This is a genomic window from Phytohabitans sp. LZ39, assembly GCF_059359075.1.
This window is the reverse complement of record NZ_JCADBM010000001.1, coordinates 208408-226539: the sequence shown is the minus strand read 5'-3', so window position 1 is coordinate 226539 and position 18132 is coordinate 208408. Positions and strand designations below refer to the sequence as shown.

At 70.0% G+C, this 18132-nt stretch carries 19 protein-coding genes, 1 tRNA gene and 1 riboswitch; of the genes, 12 read left to right on the top strand and 8 right to left on the bottom strand.

Annotation, left to right across the window (positions count from 1 at the left end):
* Positions 1–7 precede the first annotated feature (7 nt).
* From AC5L36_RS01055 to AC5L36_RS01040, 4 genes are read right to left on the bottom strand one after another with little or no spacing between them, the layout of a single operon-like run.
* Positions 8–655 (bottom strand): aminodeoxychorismate/anthranilate synthase component II, encoded by a 648-nt coding sequence (locus AC5L36_RS01055; RefSeq protein WP_441216082.1) that lies wholly within the window; start codon positions 653–655, stop codon positions 8–10.
* Between the two features lie 4 nt (positions 656–659).
* Entirely contained in the window at positions 660–938 is a 279-nt protein-coding gene (locus tag AC5L36_RS01050) for a hypothetical protein (RefSeq protein ID WP_441216083.1), read from the bottom strand.
* Positions 939–946: 8 nt separating this feature from the next.
* Entirely contained in the window at positions 947–2032 is a 1086-nt protein-coding gene (locus AC5L36_RS01045; RefSeq protein WP_441216084.1) for a class E sortase, read from the bottom strand.
* On the bottom strand, positions 2029–2835 hold the full coding sequence (locus tag AC5L36_RS01040; RefSeq protein ID WP_441216085.1) for a DUF881 domain-containing protein: 807 nt from the start codon (positions 2833–2835) through the stop codon (positions 2029–2031). Before AC5L36_RS01040 ends, AC5L36_RS01045 begins: the two co-directional genes overlap by 4 nt.
* A 130-nt stretch (positions 2836–2965) precedes the next feature.
* On the opposite strand from AC5L36_RS01040, the gene AC5L36_RS01035 reads away from it, so the two are divergent.
* The 5 genes from AC5L36_RS01035 (at position 2966) to AC5L36_RS01015 (ending at position 8449) form a co-directional block, all read left to right on the top strand.
* The gene (locus AC5L36_RS01035) at positions 2966–3229 is read left to right on the top strand and encodes a cell division protein CrgA (RefSeq protein WP_441216086.1); all 264 of its coding nucleotides are present in this window, start codon (positions 2966–2968) and stop codon (positions 3227–3229) included.
* A 135-nt stretch (positions 3230–3364) separates the two neighbouring features.
* Positions 3365–5470 (top strand): (Fe-S)-binding protein, encoded by a 2106-nt coding sequence (locus AC5L36_RS01030; RefSeq protein ID WP_441216087.1) that lies wholly within the window; start codon positions 3365–3367, stop codon positions 5468–5470.
* Positions 5471–5531: 61 nt separating this feature from the next.
* Positions 5532–6095, top strand: coding sequence for a VanZ family protein (locus tag AC5L36_RS01025; protein ID WP_441216088.1), 564 nt, complete (start codon positions 5532–5534; stop codon positions 6093–6095).
* Between the two features lie 7 nt (positions 6096–6102).
* Positions 6103–7440, top strand: a complete 1338-nt coding sequence (locus AC5L36_RS01020; RefSeq protein ID WP_494907403.1) for a hemolysin family protein — start codon at positions 6103–6105, stop codon at positions 7438–7440.
* Positions 7433–8449, top strand: coding sequence for a hemolysin family protein (locus AC5L36_RS01015; protein WP_441216089.1), 1017 nt, complete (start codon positions 7433–7435; stop codon positions 8447–8449). Before AC5L36_RS01020 ends, AC5L36_RS01015 begins: the two co-directional genes overlap by 8 nt.
* A gap of 83 nt (positions 8450–8532) precedes the next feature.
* Here AC5L36_RS01015 and AC5L36_RS01010 read toward each other — a convergent pair whose 3' ends face one another.
* The gene (locus tag AC5L36_RS01010; RefSeq protein WP_441216090.1) at positions 8533–10485 is read right to left on the bottom strand and encodes an N-acetylmuramoyl-L-alanine amidase; all 1953 of its coding nucleotides are present in this window, start codon (positions 10483–10485) and stop codon (positions 8533–8535) included.
* A 129-nt stretch (positions 10486–10614) separates the two neighbouring features.
* On the opposite strand from AC5L36_RS01010, the gene AC5L36_RS01005 reads away from it, so the two are divergent.
* Positions 10615–11334: a LamG-like jellyroll fold domain-containing protein gene (locus AC5L36_RS01005; RefSeq protein ID WP_441216091.1), complete on the top strand. Its 720-nt coding sequence runs from the start codon at positions 10615–10617 to the stop codon at positions 11332–11334.
* Positions 11335–11472: 138 nt separating this feature from the next.
* Positions 11473–11608: riboswitch (cyclic di-AMP (ydaO/yuaA leader) on the top strand.
* A 10-nt stretch (positions 11609–11618) separates the two neighbouring features.
* Entirely contained in the window at positions 11619–12593 is a 975-nt protein-coding gene (locus tag AC5L36_RS01000) for a C40 family peptidase (RefSeq protein ID WP_441216092.1), read from the top strand.
* Between the two features lie 326 nt (positions 12594–12919).
* On the opposite strand, the gene dcd is transcribed toward AC5L36_RS01000, so the two are convergent.
* Positions 12920–13501: a dCTP deaminase gene (gene dcd / locus AC5L36_RS00995; RefSeq protein WP_441216093.1), complete on the bottom strand. Its 582-nt coding sequence runs from the start codon at positions 13499–13501 to the stop codon at positions 12920–12922.
* Between the two features lie 55 nt (positions 13502–13556).
* Here dcd and AC5L36_RS00990 point away from each other — a divergent pair, with 55 nt between their 5' ends.
* Positions 13557–14099, top strand: a complete 543-nt coding sequence (locus tag AC5L36_RS00990; RefSeq protein WP_441216094.1) for a pyridoxamine 5'-phosphate oxidase family protein — start codon at positions 13557–13559, stop codon at positions 14097–14099.
* Here the strand turns inward: AC5L36_RS00990 and AC5L36_RS00985 are convergent.
* Positions 14041–14925, bottom strand: a complete 885-nt coding sequence (locus AC5L36_RS00985) for a zinc metalloprotease (RefSeq protein ID WP_441216095.1) — start codon at positions 14923–14925, stop codon at positions 14041–14043. The genes AC5L36_RS00990 and AC5L36_RS00985 overlap by 59 nt on opposite strands.
* A gap of 166 nt (positions 14926–15091) precedes the next feature.
* On the opposite strand from AC5L36_RS00985, the gene AC5L36_RS00980 reads away from it, so the two are divergent.
* Together AC5L36_RS00980 and AC5L36_RS00975 are read left to right on the top strand one after the other, a co-directional pair.
* Positions 15092–15165 (top strand) — tRNA-Gly (locus tag AC5L36_RS00980).
* A gap of 43 nt (positions 15166–15208) precedes the next feature.
* On the top strand, positions 15209–15562 hold the full coding sequence (locus AC5L36_RS00975) for a nucleotide pyrophosphohydrolase (RefSeq protein ID WP_441216096.1): 354 nt from the start codon (positions 15209–15211) through the stop codon (positions 15560–15562).
* Here the strand turns inward: AC5L36_RS00975 and AC5L36_RS00970 are convergent.
* A complete protein-coding gene (locus AC5L36_RS00970) occupies positions 15539–16135 on the bottom strand; it encodes a phosphoribosyltransferase family protein (RefSeq protein ID WP_441216097.1) in 597 nt (198 codons plus the stop codon). The genes AC5L36_RS00975 and AC5L36_RS00970 overlap by 24 nt on opposite strands.
* Before the next feature lie 88 nt (positions 16136–16223).
* On the opposite strand from AC5L36_RS00970, the gene AC5L36_RS00965 reads away from it, so the two are divergent.
* Both AC5L36_RS00965 and AC5L36_RS00960 read left to right on the top strand, forming a co-directional pair.
* The gene (locus AC5L36_RS00965) at positions 16224–16811 is read left to right on the top strand and encodes a septal ring lytic transglycosylase RlpA family protein (RefSeq protein WP_441216098.1); all 588 of its coding nucleotides are present in this window, start codon (positions 16224–16226) and stop codon (positions 16809–16811) included.
* Between the two features lie 109 nt (positions 16812–16920).
* Positions 16921–18048: a PP2C family protein-serine/threonine phosphatase gene (locus tag AC5L36_RS00960; protein WP_441216099.1), complete on the top strand. Its 1128-nt coding sequence runs from the start codon at positions 16921–16923 to the stop codon at positions 18046–18048.
* The last annotated feature ends 84 nt before the right edge of the window (positions 18049–18132 follow it).

The following is an 18132-nucleotide window of genomic DNA, read 5'->3' as shown; positions in this document are numbered from 1 at the left end:
TAACTGCCTACGAGGCGAAGGCGGCCCGGCGGCGCTCCTCGACCTCCGCGGCGAGCGCCGGCGCACGGTCGACCGCGCTCGGCAAGCCGCACGTGGCCAGCCAGTTTGCCAGCATGATGTGCCCGCCCTCGGTGAGCACCGACTCGGGGTGAAACTGAACGCCCTCGATCGGCAGGTCGCGGTGGCGCATCGCCATGACCACGCCGGACTCGGTGTGACCGGTCACCTCGATCTCGTCGGGCAGGGTCGACTCTTCGACCGCCAGCGAGTGGTAGCGGGTAGCCGTGAACGGGTCGGGCAGGCCGGCCAGTACGCCGGCGCCCTTGTGATGCACGTCCGAGGTCTTGCCGTGCAGCAGCTCGGGAGCCCGGTCGACGGTCGCGCCGAACGCGGCGCCGAACGCCTGGTGGCCCAGGCACACGCCGAAGATGGGCAGCGCGCCACCGTACTCCCGGATGACGTCGATGCAGATGCCGGCGCGCTCGGGTGTACCCGGACCGGGTGAGAGCAGGATCCCGGCGGCCCCGGAGCGGCCGACGGCGGCCAGGTCGATCTCGTCGTTGCGCCGCACGTCGCACTCGGCGCCGAGCTGGCCCAGGTACTGGACCAGATTGAAGACGAACGAGTCGTAGTTGTCGATCACGAGGACGCGCATGCCATCACCTTGGTGTCGCGGGCTCTGAAGTGCTGTAAGGGATATCGTGCTCGTCTCCGGTCGAGGGCTCGTCGCCGACCCCCGGCGCACCCGGATCGGCGGGCGCGCCCGGCACGCCGGAGTCTTCGGTCACCTGCACGTCGTCGAAGGGCAGCAGTGGCTCGGCCCACGGGAAGACGACATACCAGAACAGTGCCCCGATCGCGGCGATGAGCACCAGTGAGGTGGCCAGCTTGGCCGGCCATTGGCGAAACGGCAGGTGCCGCCAGATCCACGCGTACACCTTGGCCCCTAACCCAGCTCCGCGGGCTGGCCGGCGGATCGGGCCTGCTTTCGGGCCAGCTCGCCGTGGACGATGAGGCGCTGGTAGTTGTCGAACTTCGGGTTACAGGTGGTGAGCGTGACCATGGCCTGGGTGGGCTTGGCGCCGGGCCGGCCCGGCACCGGCGCCACGACCTCGACCTGCGTCGGCTTGACGATGCGGGTGCGGACCACCTTGTAGACGAACCACTCGGTCTTGGTCTCCACCACGATCGCGTCGCCGGTGTCGACCTCGTCGAGCCGCCAAAACGTCGCCCTGTTGCGGTGTCCGGCGACGGCGAAGTTGCCGACGTCGCCGGGATCGGCACTGCTGGGGTAATGACCGGGTGCGTACCGGATGTCCTTTTGTGTCACACCCTCGACGACGACCCACTGCTTGCCGAGCTTGGGGATGTACAGGCGGGCGATGGCCCGGCCGGCGAGCGCGTCGGGCGTGGCGCTCGGCGTGGGCCCGACGGTCGGGTCGGGCTGGTCCCACTGCTCGGCGAGCTGCTGGTCGAGCGTGTCCTGGTGAGAACCGATGACCGCGGTGGTGCCCCACACCTCGTATGCGGCGAAGAGCAGCACGATCACGCCGAACGTAATCATGATCTCGCCGAGCCCGCGGACTCCCGTGCGGATCCGCGAGCCGATCGTCGGGCGGGTGAGCTCGGAGTACACGCTCTTGTAGCCCTCGTCGGTCTGCTCGGGTCGCAGCTTTACCACCCGCTCGCCGCGCCGCGGCTGCGGAGGCGGGCTGGCGGCGCCCTCCGTGGACGGATCGGGCTTGGGTGGTGCGGGTGGCACGGCGCCGAGCAGCCCGGTGGCGTCCGCCGACACGGCCGGGATGATCGCGGTGGGCGTCTCGTTTCGGTCGAGCGACACGCGCGCCGGCGGCGAGGCCACGTCCGCGGGCGGCCGCCCGGCCACGGGACCCGGAGGAGGGCCGGGCACAACCGGCACGGCCGGCCGGGGGCTGGGACGCGGCGAGGGCCGCTCGCGTGCCGGCTCGTCCGCGGGCACGCGGGGTATGACGCCCGTGGGGTCCTCACCGTCGGGGGCGCGGTGCCGACTCATTGCGGGACCTCGACCTCGCTGAGAGCGCTGGAACCGTCGTACGCCAGCACGGTCACGCTCCCTTCCACGGTCTCCCGGTAGCCGAGGCCGAAGTGGTCGACGGCGTCGCGAAACAGGCGCACGCCGTCGGAGGCGTCCAGGGCGCCGCGCAGCTTCGACGAGTCACCGATCGCGGTGATCTTGAAAGGTGGGGAATACACCCGCCCATGTAGCAGCAGGGTGTTGCCGACGCAGCGTACCGCGCTGGTGGAGATCACCCGGACCCCCATGATCGACATCGCTTCGGCGCCACCGGCCCACAGTGCGTTGACCACGGCCTGCACGTCGCTCTGGTGTACGACGAGGTCGTCGTTGCTGGGGTTGCCCGGCCGGGTCTCGCTCAGCCGGGGCGCGTCGTCGAGCTCGACGGTCAGGCCCGGCCCACGCAGCGCGGTGAAGCCGGCGCCCTGCCGGCTCGACTCGCCTCGGCGGCGCTGCTCCGCGATCGGCGCGTCCGAACCGGCGAGCGCCTCCGTCTCGGCCTCGACCTGGGTCAGCAAGGCGGCGCGCTGCCGGTCGCTCTCGTCGACCTGCTCCCGCCGCTCTTCGATGAGCTGGGCGAGCTGGGGGCGCCGGTCGTCGCGCAGCGATGTGCCGTTGGCCGTGGTGGCGCTCGTGGTGAAGAGCAGACCGGCCGCGATCGCGATCAGGGGCACCCCGATCGACCAGGGAGAACGCCGGTGTCCGGTGGGCCTGGAGAAGAGCCCGGAGGCGGCGGTGCGCAGCGCTTCACGCCAAGAGGCGCCGCCGGAGGTGTACTCCACCCGTCTCAGCCCCCTCGTGCTTCCGCGCGCCGGCTTGACTACTCTAGCGGTAGGTGCGAGCCTCGCCCGGCTGACGGCCGGGTGCAGCGGCGCTAGTCTATGTACCAAAGTGCTGACAGGAGTAAGCGTCGTGCCCAAGTCTCAGGTCCGGAAGAAGAAGGTCTACACCCCGCCGACCGACGTCCGTCCGTCGGCAGCGCAGGCAGCCAAAAAGCCGAGCCCGATCTGGCTGCCGATCACCGCGGTGGGTCTCATCTTCGCCGGCATCGGATGGCTCGTCGTCTATTACTTGTCGGAGACCGCCTACCCGGTCGAGTCCTGGGGTTACTGGAATCTCGCGGTCGGCTTCGGCTCGATGGTCGCCTCGCTGATCCTGCTGTCTCGCTGGCGGTGACCCGCAAGTCCTGGCCAAACCTCTAAGGTTGTGCTCTGGGCTGCGACTTTATTCACGTTACCGGCCGGTAACTAACACAGTACGCTGCTCTCGTGGCGACGATGCCACAACCTTTCCACAGGGAGGGCTACGTACATGGGCGCCGTCCAGGTCGTGACCACTGCCGTTGCGGCCGCGATCACCGTTGTCGCGGTGGTGTTGGCTGTGCGGGCGGTGTGGCGGATGCTCGCGGTCATCCGGCTCGGCCAGCCGGATTCGACCCGCTTCGCCGACAAGCCGGTCCGGCTCACGCGGATGCTGGCCGAGACCGTCGGGCACACGCGGATGCTCAAGTGGTCCGTCGTCGGTGCGGCGCACTGGTTCGTGATGGTCGCGTTCATCGTGCTGTCGCTGCTGGTGCTCGAGGCGTACTTCGAGGTGGTCGACCCCGAGGGTGGCCTGCCGATCATCGGCGGTTGGGCGGTCTACGGCCTCGCGACAGAGATCATCGGCGTGTTCGGCCTGGCCGGCATCCTCGTGTTGATCGGCATCCGCCTCGCCAACCGGCCCACCCGGCCGCAGGGGCGCTCGCGGTTCACCGGTTCGACGATGTGGCAGGGCTACTTCGTCGAGTGGGTGATCGTCGCCGTCCTGATCTGCGGCTTCCTGATCCGCGGCTTCAAGGCCGCGACCGGGCACTCGGAGTGGCCGACCTGGGCCGCCCCGGTCTCGCACGCCCTCGGCGACGTGCTGCCCGACTCCGAGGCCGCGCTATCCATCGTCGCGATGGTCAAGATCGTGGTGTCGATGGTCTGGCTGATCACCATCGCGACCCACCTGACCATGGGCGTGGCCTGGCACCGGTTCGCCGCGTTCTTCAACATCTTCTTCAAGCGCGACCCCGCCCGCCCGGCCGGCTCCGGCCTCGGCGGGCTGAAGCCGATGACCTCGAACGGCAAGCTCCTCGACTTCGAAGAGGCCGACCCGGACAAGGACCAGTTCGGCGTCGCGAGCGTGGAGCAGTTCACCTGGAAGGGCCTGCTCGACTTCACCACCTGCACCGAGTGCGGCCGCTGCCAGTCGCAGTGCCCGGCCTGGAACACCGGCAAGCCCCTCTCCCCGAAGCTCCTCGTGCTGTCGCTGCGCGACCACGCGTACGCCAAGGCGCCTTACCTGCTGGCCGGAGACGACCACTCGAACGTGGACGCGCTCGCCCTGGCGGAGGCGCAGCGGCCCTTGATCGGAGGAGCCGACGAGCAGGGTGTGATCGATCCGGACGTGCTGTGGTCGTGCACCACCTGCGGCGCCTGCGTCGAGCAGTGCCCGGTCGACATCGAGCACGTCGACCACATCGTCGACATGCGCCGCTACCAGGTGCTCATCGAGTCGTCGTTCCCGTCCGAGGCCGGCGTCATGCTCCGCAACCTGGAAAACAAGGGCAACCCCTGGGGCGCCCCGCCGAACACCCGCGAAGACTGGACCAAGAGCCTCGACTTCGAGATCAAGCGGGCTGACGGAGACACCGAGTTCGAGTACCTGTACTGGGTCGGCTGCGCCGCCGCGTTCGAAGACCGGGCCAAGAAGACCGCCCGCGCGGTCGCCACGCTGCTGCACGAGGCCGGCGTCGACTTCGCGATCCTGGGCGAGGGCGAGACCTGCACCGGCGACCCGGCCCGGCGGATCGGCAACGAGTTCGTCTTCCAGATGCTCGCCCAGCAAAACGTGGAGACGCTCACCGAGGCCAAGGCCACCAAGATCGTCGCGTCCTGCCCGCACTGCTTCAACACGCTCGCCAACGAGTACCCGCAGCTCGGGCTGAAGAACGTGCAGGTCGTGCACCACACTCAGCTGCTGGCCGACCTTGTCGCGGGCGGAAAGCTGACCCCGGTGCAGCCGCTGGACGGTGCGGTCACCTACCACGACCCCTGCTACCTCGGCCGGCACAACAGGGTGTTCACGCCTCCGCGTGAGGTCCTGGGCCAGGCCACCAGCGAGCTCACCGAGATGCCCCGCAACCAGGAGCGGTCGTTCTGCTGCGGCGCCGGCGGCGCCCGCATGTGGATGGAAGAGCGCATCGGCAAGCGCATCAACACCGAACGCGTCGAGGAAGCCCTCGCCACCGGCGCCACCACCATCGCCGTCGGCTGCCCGTTCTGCCACACCATGATCAACGATGGGGTAACCGGCAAGGGAGCAAACGAGCAGGTAGAGGTGGTCGACGTGGCGACCGTGCTCCTCCGTTCGGTCAAGGCCGACGCGTAACCGGACCCAGCTGTCGGATTAGCGCCAAGGCTCCTCGCGTGCCTCCGGTAGAAAGGCACTGATGCGCGGCTGGGCCTTGGACTTCCTCTCCCAACCGTGGCCGGCTCTTACGTTCGTGCTGCTGGCGGCGGTCGCCGTGGTGGCACACCGGCCACTCGCGGAGCGAACGGGGTGGGCCCGCTGGCCCAGCCTCGGTCTCTTGCTGAGCCTGGCCGCCGTGCTCACGCTCACCTTGCCGCCCGCGCCCGACATGCCGATCGGCGTGCCCGGCGTCGCGGACGTCGACCGCTGCGTCGGCGCGCTCTCCGACCCCGGGCAGCTGTGGCACGCACTGATATCGACCACCGAGCGGGGCGAGCGGGTCGGCAACATCCTGATGTTCGTACCGGTGACGTTCTTCGCCGTGCTCGCCACCCGGCGCACGGCGCTCGTCGCCGGCGCGGGCGTGCTCTCCTCCGGCGCGATCGAGCTCGCCCAGTCGGTCATGCACGTGGGTCGCGAGTGCGTCGGCTACGACTGGGTCAACAACGCGATCGGCGCCGGGCTGGGCGTACTCCTCGGCGTACTCGCCACCCGCGTGTCAACCCGCCAACGCGCTGACGTGGGAGAATCACCGCCGAGGTGAACCGACCATCGACGGCCTTTTACTGACCACAATCCTGCCGCTGCTCGGCTTCGCCGCGCTGACGGCGGGCAACGCCTTCTTCGTCGCCGCCGAGTTCGCGCTGGTCACCGTCGACCGTGCCGAGATCGCCCAGCGCGCCGAGGCGGGCGACCGCCGCGCCGCCACCGTGCGAAAGGCGTTGCACGAGCTGTCGTTCCAGCTCTCCGGCGCGCAGCTGGGCATCACGATCACCGCGCTGCTGACCGGCTACCTCGCCGAGCCCGCGCTGGCCAAGCTCTTCGCCCCGGCGATCCGCCCGCTCGCCGGCGACTCCACCGACTCGGTCACCCCGGTCCTCGCCCTCGTGCTGGCGACGCTGCTGTCGATGCTCTTCGGCGAGCTAGTACCCAAGAACGCCGCCCTCGCCCGCCCGATGCCGGCGGCCCTGTCGACCGCCGCGCCCATGCGCACCTTCTCGATGGTCTTCAGGTGGCTGATCCGCGCGCTCAACAACTCGGCCAACTGGCTCGTGCGCCGGCTCGGTGTCGAGCCGCAGGAGGAGCTGGCGAGCGCGCGTTCGCCGGAGGAGCTGGGCCTGCTGGCCGCGATCTCGGCGCGGGCCGGCGCGCTGCCCACCGAGACGGCGCGGCTGCTCCAGCGCACGATCCGTTTCGGCGAAAAGCGGGCCGCCGAGGCGATGACCCCGCGCGTCGACGTGGTCGCCCTGAAGAGCACCGCCACCGTGGCCGAGCTGATCGCCGCCGCCCAGGAGACCGGACGCACCCGCTTCCCCGTGTACGAGGACACCCTCGACCTGGTCACCGGCGTGGTCGGTGTTCCGGACGCGCTCGGTGTACCCCCGGCGAGAAGGTCGACGACGACGGTGGCCGCGGTGGCCCGCGAGCCGGTCTATGTCCCGGAGAGCCTGGATCTTGACGGGGTGCTGGCCGCGCTCCGCGCGGCCGACGCCGACCTGGCGATCGTGGTCGACGAGTACGGCGGCACCGACGGCGTCGTGACCGTCGAAGACCTCGTCGAGGAGCTGGTCGGGGAGATCGCCGACGAGTTCGACCCGGACGCGGTGGATGACGCCGGGCCGGTGGAGCTGACCGTGCCGGGTGGCGAGCGCACGTTCCAGGTCGACGGGCTGCTCCGCGAAGACGAGCTGGCCGAGCAGATCGGGTTCCGGCTGCCCGAAGGGCCGTACGAGACGCTCGCCGGCTTCCTCATGGCACGGCTGGGGCACATCCCGGTGGCCGGCGAGACGGTGGAGGAGAAGGGCTGGGAGTTCACCGTAGTGGAAGTCGACCGGCACCGGATCGAGCAGGTGCGCGTGGTGGCGCCGGAGGTGACGGCCCATGACTAAGATCCTGATCACGGTCCTGCTGCTGCTCGGCAACGCCTTCTTCGTGGGCAGCGAGTTCGCGCTGATCGCCTCCCGCCGCACGGTCATCGAGCCACTCGCGGAGACATCCCGGCGAGCCCGGTGGGCGCTGTCGGCGATGAACCAGATCCCGCTCATGATCGCCGGTGCACAGCTCGGCATCACGCTCTGCGCACTGCTGCTCGGGGCGATCGCGGAGCCGGCGCTAGCCCACTTCCTGGAAGGTCCGTTCCACACGCTGGGCGTGCCCGAGAGCGCGCAGCACCCGGTCGCGTTCGTGCTGGCTCTGGGTGTCGTGGTCTTCCTGCACACCGTGATCGGCGAGATGGTCCCGAAGAACATCACGCTCGCCGGCCCAGAGGTGTCGGCGCTGTGGCTGGGGCCGGCGATGCTGGCATTCTGCCTGGCCACCAAGCCGCTGCTGCTGGCGATGAAGTGGGCGTCCCGGGCAGTGCTGCGGATCTGGCGGATCGAGGCCACCGACGCGGTCAAGACCGTCTTCACCGCCGAGGAACTGGCCGGGCTCGTGTCGCAGGCGCGCACCGAAGGCCTGCTGGACGCCGAGGAGCACGCCCGGATCACCGGCGCCCTCGCACTAGGCCAGCGCACGGCGGCCGACGCGCTCCGCCCCTGGGCGCAGGTCACGACCGTCTCGGAGGACGTCTCGCCGGCGTCGCTGGAGGTGCTCGCCACCCGCACCGGCCGATCGCGCTTTCCGGTGGTACACCGGGAGACCCGGCGCGTGCTCGGCTTCGTGCACGTGAAGGACGTGCTCGGATACGAGGGCCCGCGCCGGACCGCGCCGGTGCCCCAAGAGATCGTGCGCCCGCTCGCCGTGGTGCCTCCCGAACGGACGCTGGCCGAGCTGCTGCTCGCCATGCGCCGCGAACGCCGGCACATGGTCCTGGTCAGCGACGGCCGCGCCGCGCTCGGAGTGCTCACCCTCGACGACGTCCTCACCGCCGTCGTCGGCCCACGCGCGCCGGTCTGAGCGGCGCCTCCGGCGGGGCGTGCCGTAGCCGAGCGCCGAGCTGCCGCGACCGGACATCGCGGCAGCTCAGGTGGATCACAAGCTCACAGGAACGACGGGCGGACGTCCACGTCGGCCAGGTCGACGAACATGATCCGGTGTCCGAACTGGATCTGCACGTACCTCTTGTCGCCGCGGATCACCGTCCAGTCCCCCGGTGAAGAGCCGTCGAACGTCACGGCCCGGTAGTACTCGCTGGGCAGCACGTTGCCGACGGCGTACCGCTGGCCGGCCGCGAGCGTGTACTGCAACGGTGTGATCGCCTGGTACGGCACGCCCTCCGGGTAGGCGGCCTGCTCGGGGTAGGCGCGCCCGTACACAGGGATCGTCGCCTTGCCCGCCTTGGGCGTCACCACCAGCCCGGTGGCCCACTTGGCCGCCGGCGCTGAGCCGGGGTTGTAGAACCACGCCTTCTGCCCCAGGTACCAGATCGCCGTCCAGTCGCCCTGCCGGCCGGCCACCGCGTACGTCTGCCCGGCCGACGCGCGGGCGCCGTGGTCGGAGATGTGCATCGTGGCGTTCTCGCCGCCTGGGCGCAGGCCGATGTCCTTGACCAGCGGGGCGGCCGCGTCCGGCGCGGTGTGCAGGATGACGGCCGACGAGCCGCGCGGCGGGCAGGGCACTGTGGCGCCGCCGGAGCAGCCGACGAAGGCGGGCTTGTTCGTGGCGAAGTCCGGGTCGATCGTCACGAGCCCGCTGCCCGGCCAACCTGTGGTGCGGAACGGCGCCTTCAGCAGGTCGAAATAGTGCGACCAGTTCCAGTACGGGCCTGGATCCCAGTGCATGCCGCGGACCGTCGAGGGGATCGTGCCGGGCACGTTGTCGTGGCCGATGATGTGGTTGCGGTCGAGCGGGATGCCCAACCGGAGCGCGAGGTGCCGCACCAGCTTGGCCGACGTGCGGTACATCGCCTCCGTGTACCAGGTGCCCTGCGCCGCGAAGCCCTCGTGCTCCAGCCCGATCGCCTTCGCGTTGACGTACCAGTTGCCCGCGTGCCAGCCGACGTCCTTGGCCTTGACGTGCTGCGCGATGTGCCCGTCGACCGAGCGGAGCGTGTAGTGCCAGCTCACGTACGTGGGGTCGAGCACAAGGTCGATCGACGGCTTGAAGTAGCCCTCGGTGTCGTGGATGACGATGTACTCGATCTTCTGCTGCTTCGGCCGGTTGCCCTTGTCGTGGTTGCCGTAATCGCCGCCGCCCAGGTCCTGGTACGGCGCCGGGATCCACTCGCAGGAGATGTCGGTGGGGCATTCGAGTCCGTCCGGGCGGGCCAGCTTGCGCAGGCCCAGGCGGGCCAGCCAGCCGCGGTCCGGGGCTACGTCGCGCGCCGCGAGCGTCACCCGCTGGCCGTCGTCGGTCACCCGCGTCGCGCCGGCGCTGATCGTCGCGAAGACCTCGTCGGCGAAGGCCGCCGCCGCGTCGGCACTGTCCGCGCCGGAATACCTGGCCACCGCGCCGTACCAGGCCGCCGGGTCACTCACGCTCCCCGCCGGTCCACCAATGCTTCTCTGGTACGAGGCGAGAAGCGCCGCCCCGCCGCCGATGTTCGCCGCCGGGGTGGAACGCAGCGCCTCCTCGGACGCGCCGGTGATCGCCGCCGCCCGGTCGAGCGTTTGCAGCGCCTCGGGCGCCGGAGCCGGCACGCCGCCCGAGTCGACGTTTCGGGCTTGGCGGCTGTCGTCGCCGCGCGGGTCCTCGCCGTCGTGGTCGTGGTGGTTGCCACCCGGCAGCGACGTCACGTACGCGGCGTCGGTGAGGTGCATCGGGCCGTACCCGCCGCTGGTGCTGGGCGTGCCGGCGTTGGTGTCCCAGCGGGACTCCAGGTAGGACACGGCGAGCAGGACGCTCTCCGGCACGCCGTACTCCGCCGCGGCGGCCGCGTACTCCTGCTGCCTGGTGTCCTGCGGGCTGGACGCGAGGGTGGGGACGGCCGGCACCAGGGTCGCCGCGCCGACCACCGCTGTGGTGAGGGCGATGCGCGTTGTCAGGTTGGGCATGGAGAAACCCTGGCTGGGTCGAGTGGTTGTCGTCAATAGATTCCGCCGGATCTCGTGTCTACGTAAAAAACCTTCAGGCCCCTCGGCCGGGGGATTGTCCGTCTCGCCACGAATCTCCACAATCGAGCAATGTCGCGCAAGATGCACACGACGCGCCGGCTGGCGGTTGTCCTCTTCGGGCTCGCGAGCCTGCTCCTCGCCGCCTCCGCGCGGCCGTCGGCCGACCGCGAGCCGGCACTGTCGTTGCGGTACACGTTCGACGGCTGGTGGCTCGGCCCGGTCGCGGACGTTGACGGGCGGTACCCGCTGAACCCCCGCGGCACGCTGGCCTACACGCCACACGGCGCCGGGTGGGCGGCACGCTTCCCGCCGCGGTGCGTGGCGCCCGGCTGCCCCCGCGTGATCCTCGAAGGCCTGCCCGCGCCCGAGCTCAACCCGGGCACCCGTGGCGTGCGGTTCGGTGCCTCGGTGCTGATGGCGCCGGCGGACACGGGCGACGGCGCGAACGTTGTGCAGAAAGGGTTTTCGACCGGCGGCGTCACCCAGCTCAAGCTCCAGGTCGACGGTAAGGCGGGCCAGCCGAGCTGCGTGCTGGCGAGCAAGACCACGATCTACCGGGTGGTCGCGCCGGTGACGGTGGCCGACGGGCGGTGGCACGCGCTCGCCTGCGCCCGCTCCGGTCGCCTGCTGTCGATCGCCGTGGATGGCGTGCCACGCGCTGCGGTCACAGTGCCACCGAATGTGTCCATTGTGAATTCCGAGCCACTGCGAATCGGCGGAAAGAACGTGTCCTTCGACAACGACCAGTACGCCGGCCTGCTCGACGACGTGTTCCTAACCATTGACTGAGGCCGTTTCGATACACGCGGTGCTACCAACCGGTATACGGACCGAAGGGGTTGTCCACACGGCTTGCGCGGGTGATTGGGCCGCTCCTACCCTTGGGGATCGTTGAGCCGGCGGTCGGCCTCCCAGCCTGGGAGACCACGGCTCAGCCCGCCGAGTCGGACCAAGAAACGAGCCGGGGACCCAAGCACCTCGGGGTGAATCCGCGAAAGCGGTAGGGCGCGCTCTCCCGCCCGAACCCGTCAGCTAACCCGGTAGGCGGCCAGGGAGAAGGAGTAACGGCTCCGGTGGCACGCTATGCCGCGCGTCGCACCGTAATCACCGCTCTCGTCGCTGTCGCGACCGTGCTCTCCAGTGGCACCGTGGCGCACGCCGCGCCCACGCCGGCCGAGATCGAAAAGCAGATCGACGCTGCCTGGGTCAAGCTGGAGCCGCTGGCGGAAAAGCACAACGCGACCCGGCTCGACCTCCAGGCCAAGCGCCAGAAGGCCCAGGCGCTCGCCAAGAAGATCGCGCCACTCCAGCTCCAGATCGACCTCGCGATGCAGAAGGTCGGAGAGTTCGCGGCCGAGCAGTACAAGGGCGGCAACTTCTCGGCGCTCAACGCGGTCCTCACGACGGGTTCGCCCAGCACCTTCACCAACCAGCTCGAGATCCTCGACGTCTTCGCCCGCCGCTCGCAGGCCGACATCCAGGCGGTCGTCGACCTACGCGCGAAGTACGCGGAGCAGAAGGCACCGCTCGACCAGCTCGTCGGCCAGCTCACCGAGGAAGAGGCGCAGCTGGCGGCGAAGAAGAAGCAGATCGACGGCGAGATCGCCAAGCTGGAGAAGATGCGCCTCGAGGCGTACGGCGAGGGCGGCGGCATCGGCGAGCTCCGGCCGGCACCCTGCCCCGTCGAGTACGACGGCAGCGCCGGCACCAAGGCGGCCAAGTTCGCCTGCGCGCAGATCGGCAAGGGCTACGTCTTCGGTAACGAAGGCCCCGACACGTACGACTGCTCGGGCCTCACGATGAAGGCGTGGGCGGCCGCCGGCGTCGGGCTGCCACACAACGCGGCCCGCCAGCGCGGCACGGTCGACCCCATCAGCAGCAAGAGCGACCTGAAGGTCGGCGACCTCATCTTCTACTACCCAGACCTCCACCATGTCGGCATCTACGTTGGCGGCGGCTACATCGTCGACGCGTCCAAACCCGGCGTACCGATCAGGATGCGCACGATGAACGCCGCGCCGATCAACAGCTACGGCCGACCCGGATAAGCGTTACCCACCCCCGTGGCCGCGCCAGTCGCGTGTTCCCCCGTCACGCGACCGCACCGGCCAGTAAAGGAGACGCCCTCCCATCCATCCGGGATGGGAGGGCGTTTCTTGCTTGGGCCAGATTTCCCGGGCCGCGTCAGCTGCGGACCGCCGCTCCCGCCGGAGACCGCGCAGGCCGGCGGCTCGCAGGGCGAGCCGAGATCCCCGGCCTCCGCTGCCACGTCCGCGCTGCAAGACCAACAGCGGACGGGTGAGGCCGCGGGAGCAGCGGTCTGGACCACGACGGACGTCGCGGTAGCTCACATCTTTGTCTTGAAGTGGATCTTTTAGGTGGTCGTCGGCCAGGTGCGCCAGTTTTTCCAGGCCCGGCTCGGTGTGGGGCCGCGCTGGCCCTGGTAGCGGGAGCCGTAGACGGTCGAGCCGTAGGGGTGCTCGGCTGGCGACGAGAGCCGGAAGATGCAGAGCTGGCCGATCTTCATGCCCGGCCAGAGCGTGATCGGCAGGTTGGCCACATTGGACAGCTCGAGCGTGACGTGGCCACTGAAGCCCGGGTCGATGAAGCCGGCCGTCGAGTGCGTGAGCAGCCCCAGGCGACCCAGGCTCGACTTGCCCTCCAGGCGGCCGGCGAGCTGGTCGCCGAGGGAGATGACCTCCAGCGTGGAGGCCAGCACGAACTCACCCGGGTGCAGCACGAACGGCTGGCCCGGCGGCACCTCGACCTGCGAGGTCAGCTCGTCCTGCTGCACCGACGGGTCGATGTGCGTGTACAGGTGGTTGTTGAACACGCGGAAGAGCCGGTCGAGCCGCACGTCGATGCTCGAGGGCTGGACCAGCGCCGGCTCGAAGGGATCGAGCGCGAGGCCGCCCGCCTTGATCTCGGTCACGAGGTCACGGTCGGAGAGCAGCATCAACACACCATAGGGGACTACCTGCCTCGAACATATGTTCGATAGGATGTTGGGCATGGCATCCTGGTCCGACTTTAGTGCCGACGAGCCCCGCCTGTCGGAGGCGATCCGCGCCCTCATGCTGCAATACGGTCCCGGCCTGGGCTACCTGGCGACCGTGCGCGCCGACGGCGGCCCGCGGGTCCACCCGGTCTCGCCGGTCATCACGGACGACGGGCTGTATTGCTTCGTGGTCGACTCGCCCAAGCGGCGCGACCTGGAGCGCGACGGGCGATACGCGCTGCACTCGTTCCCACCGGAAGACAGCGACGACGAGGCCTATCTGGCCGGCCGGGCCACGGTGGTCACCGACCGCGCCAAGGTCGCCCGCCTGGCCGGCCACCTGCGGGCGGCGCCACAGGTCGATTGGCAGCTGTTCGAGTTCACGGTCGACGTCGCGATGCTGGCCCGCCACGGGCGCAATGGCGCCACCCCCTTCGCGGTCGAGCCGCCGGCCCGCCCCGCGGTGCAGGTGTGGCTCGACCCGTCGGCCGCCCCCACTACGGCGCGCGAAACGCGTCCCAGCCCGCGAGCATGCGAGATGCCTGCCCCGGCGTAAATTCGAGCATGCACGCGTCCGTGCTGTAGTCCATGTAGTTGTGGATCGGGTCCAAGCCCGGGTCCGCCGTGCACGTGTCCCGGCCCTCGGGGCAGCCACTCGCCTGCGACGCCTCGGCGGGCGTGTCGTTGACGAGGTCGCCGTCTTCGGTGCAGCCGTTTTGGAACGTGTGGAAGAGGTTGAGCCAGTGCCCGACCTCGTGCACGGCCGTGTCGCCCTCGTTGTAGGGCAGTGACGTCCCGCCCGGCAGTGACTCGCTGTGGACGACGACCCCGTCGCTGGGGTCGAGCGCCGGCTGGGGGTAGGTTGCCCAGCCGAGGAGGCTGTCGCTGAGGTCGCCGAGGTAGAGGTTGAGCGTCTCCATGCCACCGACACGGAGCGCCGTCTTCATGGCACGCTCGGCGGCGGATTCGTAGACGATGGGGTACCAGGCCGGGTTGACCACTCTGTCTACTTCGACGAGCTCAAACGCGAACTCGGTCGCCGTCGCATAGGCCCGGTTGAGCACGTCGATCTGCGCGGTGACCATCTCGTCGGGGATGTTGCCGCCTTCTCGGGTGCTGTCTCCCGAGATGACGTGGACGATGACCGGGATCGTGACGGTGGCCGTCGTCCGCGGCCCACCCTTAGCGGCGAGGGCCTGCTGAGTCAGCCGCTCACGCTCGCGGACCTGGTCGGCGGTGAGGTGGTTGGGGTCGCGGGTCGCGGTGGTGGCCTTGGCGGGCGTTAGGCAGGTCGCGCCGGCGCTCGCGGTGATGAGTGGCATCGGCCCGCCCACGACAGCCAGGGCCGCGACGATGGCTCCGGCCGCACGCCAAGCCCGCATCGCAAGCCCTCCCCGGGTTCGCCTGTCAAGGTACGGCGAACCTACCTCGCATCGATGTTCTTGAAAATAGGGAAATTCGGATTGGCACGCCTTTGGGAGGCTTCGGCCTGGGGTCGGTGAGGTGCGTGCGCCGCGGTCGTGTGACCAGGTACAGTGGTCTCCGCTCGCGGGTGTAGTTCAATGGCAGAACATCAGCTTCCCAAGCTGACAGTGCGGGTTCGATTCCCGTCACCCGCTCCAACTTCCGCCTCGTCGCCGCCTGTCGCGGGGTTTACTCGTCACCATGGACGACCGCCTGAGCGACTTCCAGCGTGAAGTGCGTGCCTTCACCGACGCCCGTGACTGGCACCGGTTTCATACGCCGAAGAACCTTGCCATGGCCCTTGCCGGCGAGGTGGGTGAGCTGCTCGCCGAGCTCCAGTGGCTGACGCCCGAGGAGTCCGCTCGGGTGATGGGCGACCCGGACGCCGGCGGCAGGGTGGCGGCCGAGATGGGCGACGTAGTGATCTACCTGGTGCGGTTGGCGGATGTGCTCGGCATCGACCTCGTCGATGTCGCCCGGGCCAAGCTGGCCGACTCCGCCAGGCGCTACCCGGTGGGCTGGCAGCCGGCGTCAGTCCGGGGCGAGGTCGTCTGAGGTCAGCAGTGACCTGATGCTCAGGTCGGCGGTCACCTCGCCGCCGCAGTCGGCGACCACCGTGGCGCATCCCACGGGCACCGCGCCGAGCGTGCGAGCGACGTCGTAAAGCGCCCTCACCTGGGCGCCTGTCGTGACCCAGTCGTCGACCACCAGTACGCGGTCGGCGGGGCTGATCAGCCGGCTGCGCACACCCAGGCCCAAGGTGCGGCCGCGGTAGTCGACCGCCGTCCGGGCCCAGGTCATGGGCTCGGCGATCTGGCGGTCGGCGCCTTCCTTGTGACCGGCGGCGAAGCCGACGCCCAGCGCCGTTGCCACCAGCGGGCCCAGCAGGTATCCGGTGACTTCCGGTGAGACCACGACCGTCGGGCGCGACGAGCGGAACAGGTCGGCGAGGGCTGGGCCGAGCGCGGAGATGATCTCGGGGTCGCGCCACCAGCCGGACATGTCGCTGACCAGGTGGGTGCTCTCCGGACCGGGGTCGATCCACCTGAAGGCGTGGATCAAGCGTTTCCTGAGGTCATCCACAGGAACTATCTTCCGCCTTTGGACAACCGACCCACATACCCTCATTCGATCGGCTGAACGTTTCACCGCAAAGCCGTACGAAAGCCATAGATCACTTTGACATCGGAAGTGGCGGTCTGGCTACGGTCCGCCGGTGACCGGAAAGCATCACCGCAGGTCCCAGGGGAGTCGGGTCAGCGCCGTGGCCTCGGCGGCCGTGGTTGGCGCGCTGCTCGTCGGGGGTGGGGTGGGCGCGGTCCAGTTGGTTGGGGCGCGGACGCCGGAGGCGGTAGAGATCACCGCGGGCCCTACGACGAGCGCACCCACCATCGAAGCGACCCCGACGCCGTCGAAGACGCCGCAGCGGGCATCGCGGGGCAAAGCTCGGGCCGCGGAGCCCACCAAGACGACACCCAAGACCAGCCCCAGCCCGAAGACCACGAAGACCGAAGTCGTCACCGGCACCGGTTCGTGCGGGGCGTCCTTCTACGACGAGCCGCAGGGCACGGCGAACGGTGAGACGTTCGACCCCGAGGCGATGACGGCCGCGCACAAGACCTGGGCCTTCAACACGCGAGTGCGGGTGACCAACCCGGACAACGGCAAGTCGGTCATCGTGCGGATCAACGACCGCGGTCCGTACATCGACGGGCGTTGCATCGACCTGTCGCGGGCGGCCTTCCGCGCGATCGCCTCGCTGGACCAGGGGCACGTCGAGGTACGGTACGAAATCCTGAAATGACCGGGTGAAAGGCAACCTTCGGCCAAGCCGATCGCGAACTTTGCACCAGGCGGTCAAAACCCCATCGGACGAGGGGTCAACTTCGTTCAGTCGCGCCCGTCGATCAGGCATGCTGTTCGGCGTACCCATGCGTTTGCTGCCACCGGGCCGCCGCCCGCTGAGCCCTGGTTCCCGCGCCGGCCTCGGCGCGGCCCTTGTGCTGCTCGCGCTCGTGTCCGCGATCGAGCTCGCGGACGGCTCGGAGGCCCGCTACATCGGCCTGATCGTGGCCGCGCCGTTCCTGGCCGCGGCCTTCGCGTCGTGGCGTGTGGTGTTGGGGGTGGGCGTGCTGGCCACCGCGGTCGGCGGGGCGTTCGCCCTGGCCGGGCGGGAAAACCGGCTGGCCAACGCGACCATCGTGGTGGGCATCGGCCTGGCGACGGCCATCGCGGCCGCGGTCGCCGTCATCCGCGAACGGCAGGCCGAGCGCATCGCCGAGCTCTCCCGGCTGGCCTCGGTGGCGCAGCAGGCGGTGCTGCGGCCGCTCGGGCCCCAGGTGGGCACGCTCGCGGTCGCGGGCCGCTACATCTCGGCCACGGCGGCCGCCGATATCGGCGGTGACCTCTACGAGGCGCTGGATACTCCGTACGGCGTCCGCATGATCATCGGAGACGTGCGGGGCAAGGGTCTCGACGCGGTACGCCTGGCCAGCATCGTGCTCGGCTCCTACCGCCACGTGGCGTACGAGCGGGCCGACCTGCGCGCGATCGTCGCCGACCTGGACCGGGCGGTGGCCCGCAGCGTCGGTGACGAAGACTTCGTGACGGCCGCGCTGGTGGAGGAGCGAGGCGGCACCCTCACGATCGTCAACTGCGGCCACCCGGCCCCACTGCTGCTGCGGCGCGGCGAGGTGATCCCGCTGGAGCCGCCGGCGCCGGCGCCACCACTGGGCTTCATGCCGGTGGTACGCCCGCGGGTGGAGCGCCTCGAACCGGGCGACCGCCTGCTGCTCTTCACCGACGGGCTGGGCGAGGCGCGGCGGGAGGGCGAGTTCTTCCCGACGGCTGACCGGGCCTGGCGGCTGCTCGGCCACGGCACGGTCGGAGACGGGCTTGCCTCGCTGGAGACCGCCCTGGTCGAGTGGGTGCACGGCCGCCTCGACGACGACATCGCGCTGGTGCTGATGGAGTACGCGGGCGCCCGCCCGGTCACCGCCGCCGCTGTCCCCAGCTGGGAAGTCGGCGCGCCGGAAAACTAGCCACGGGCGCAGTGTCGGCGTGCCGACTTGCCCGCGGGCTAATCGCCACTAAAGGGGACGAAACTTCGCCCCTGTGGCGACGGT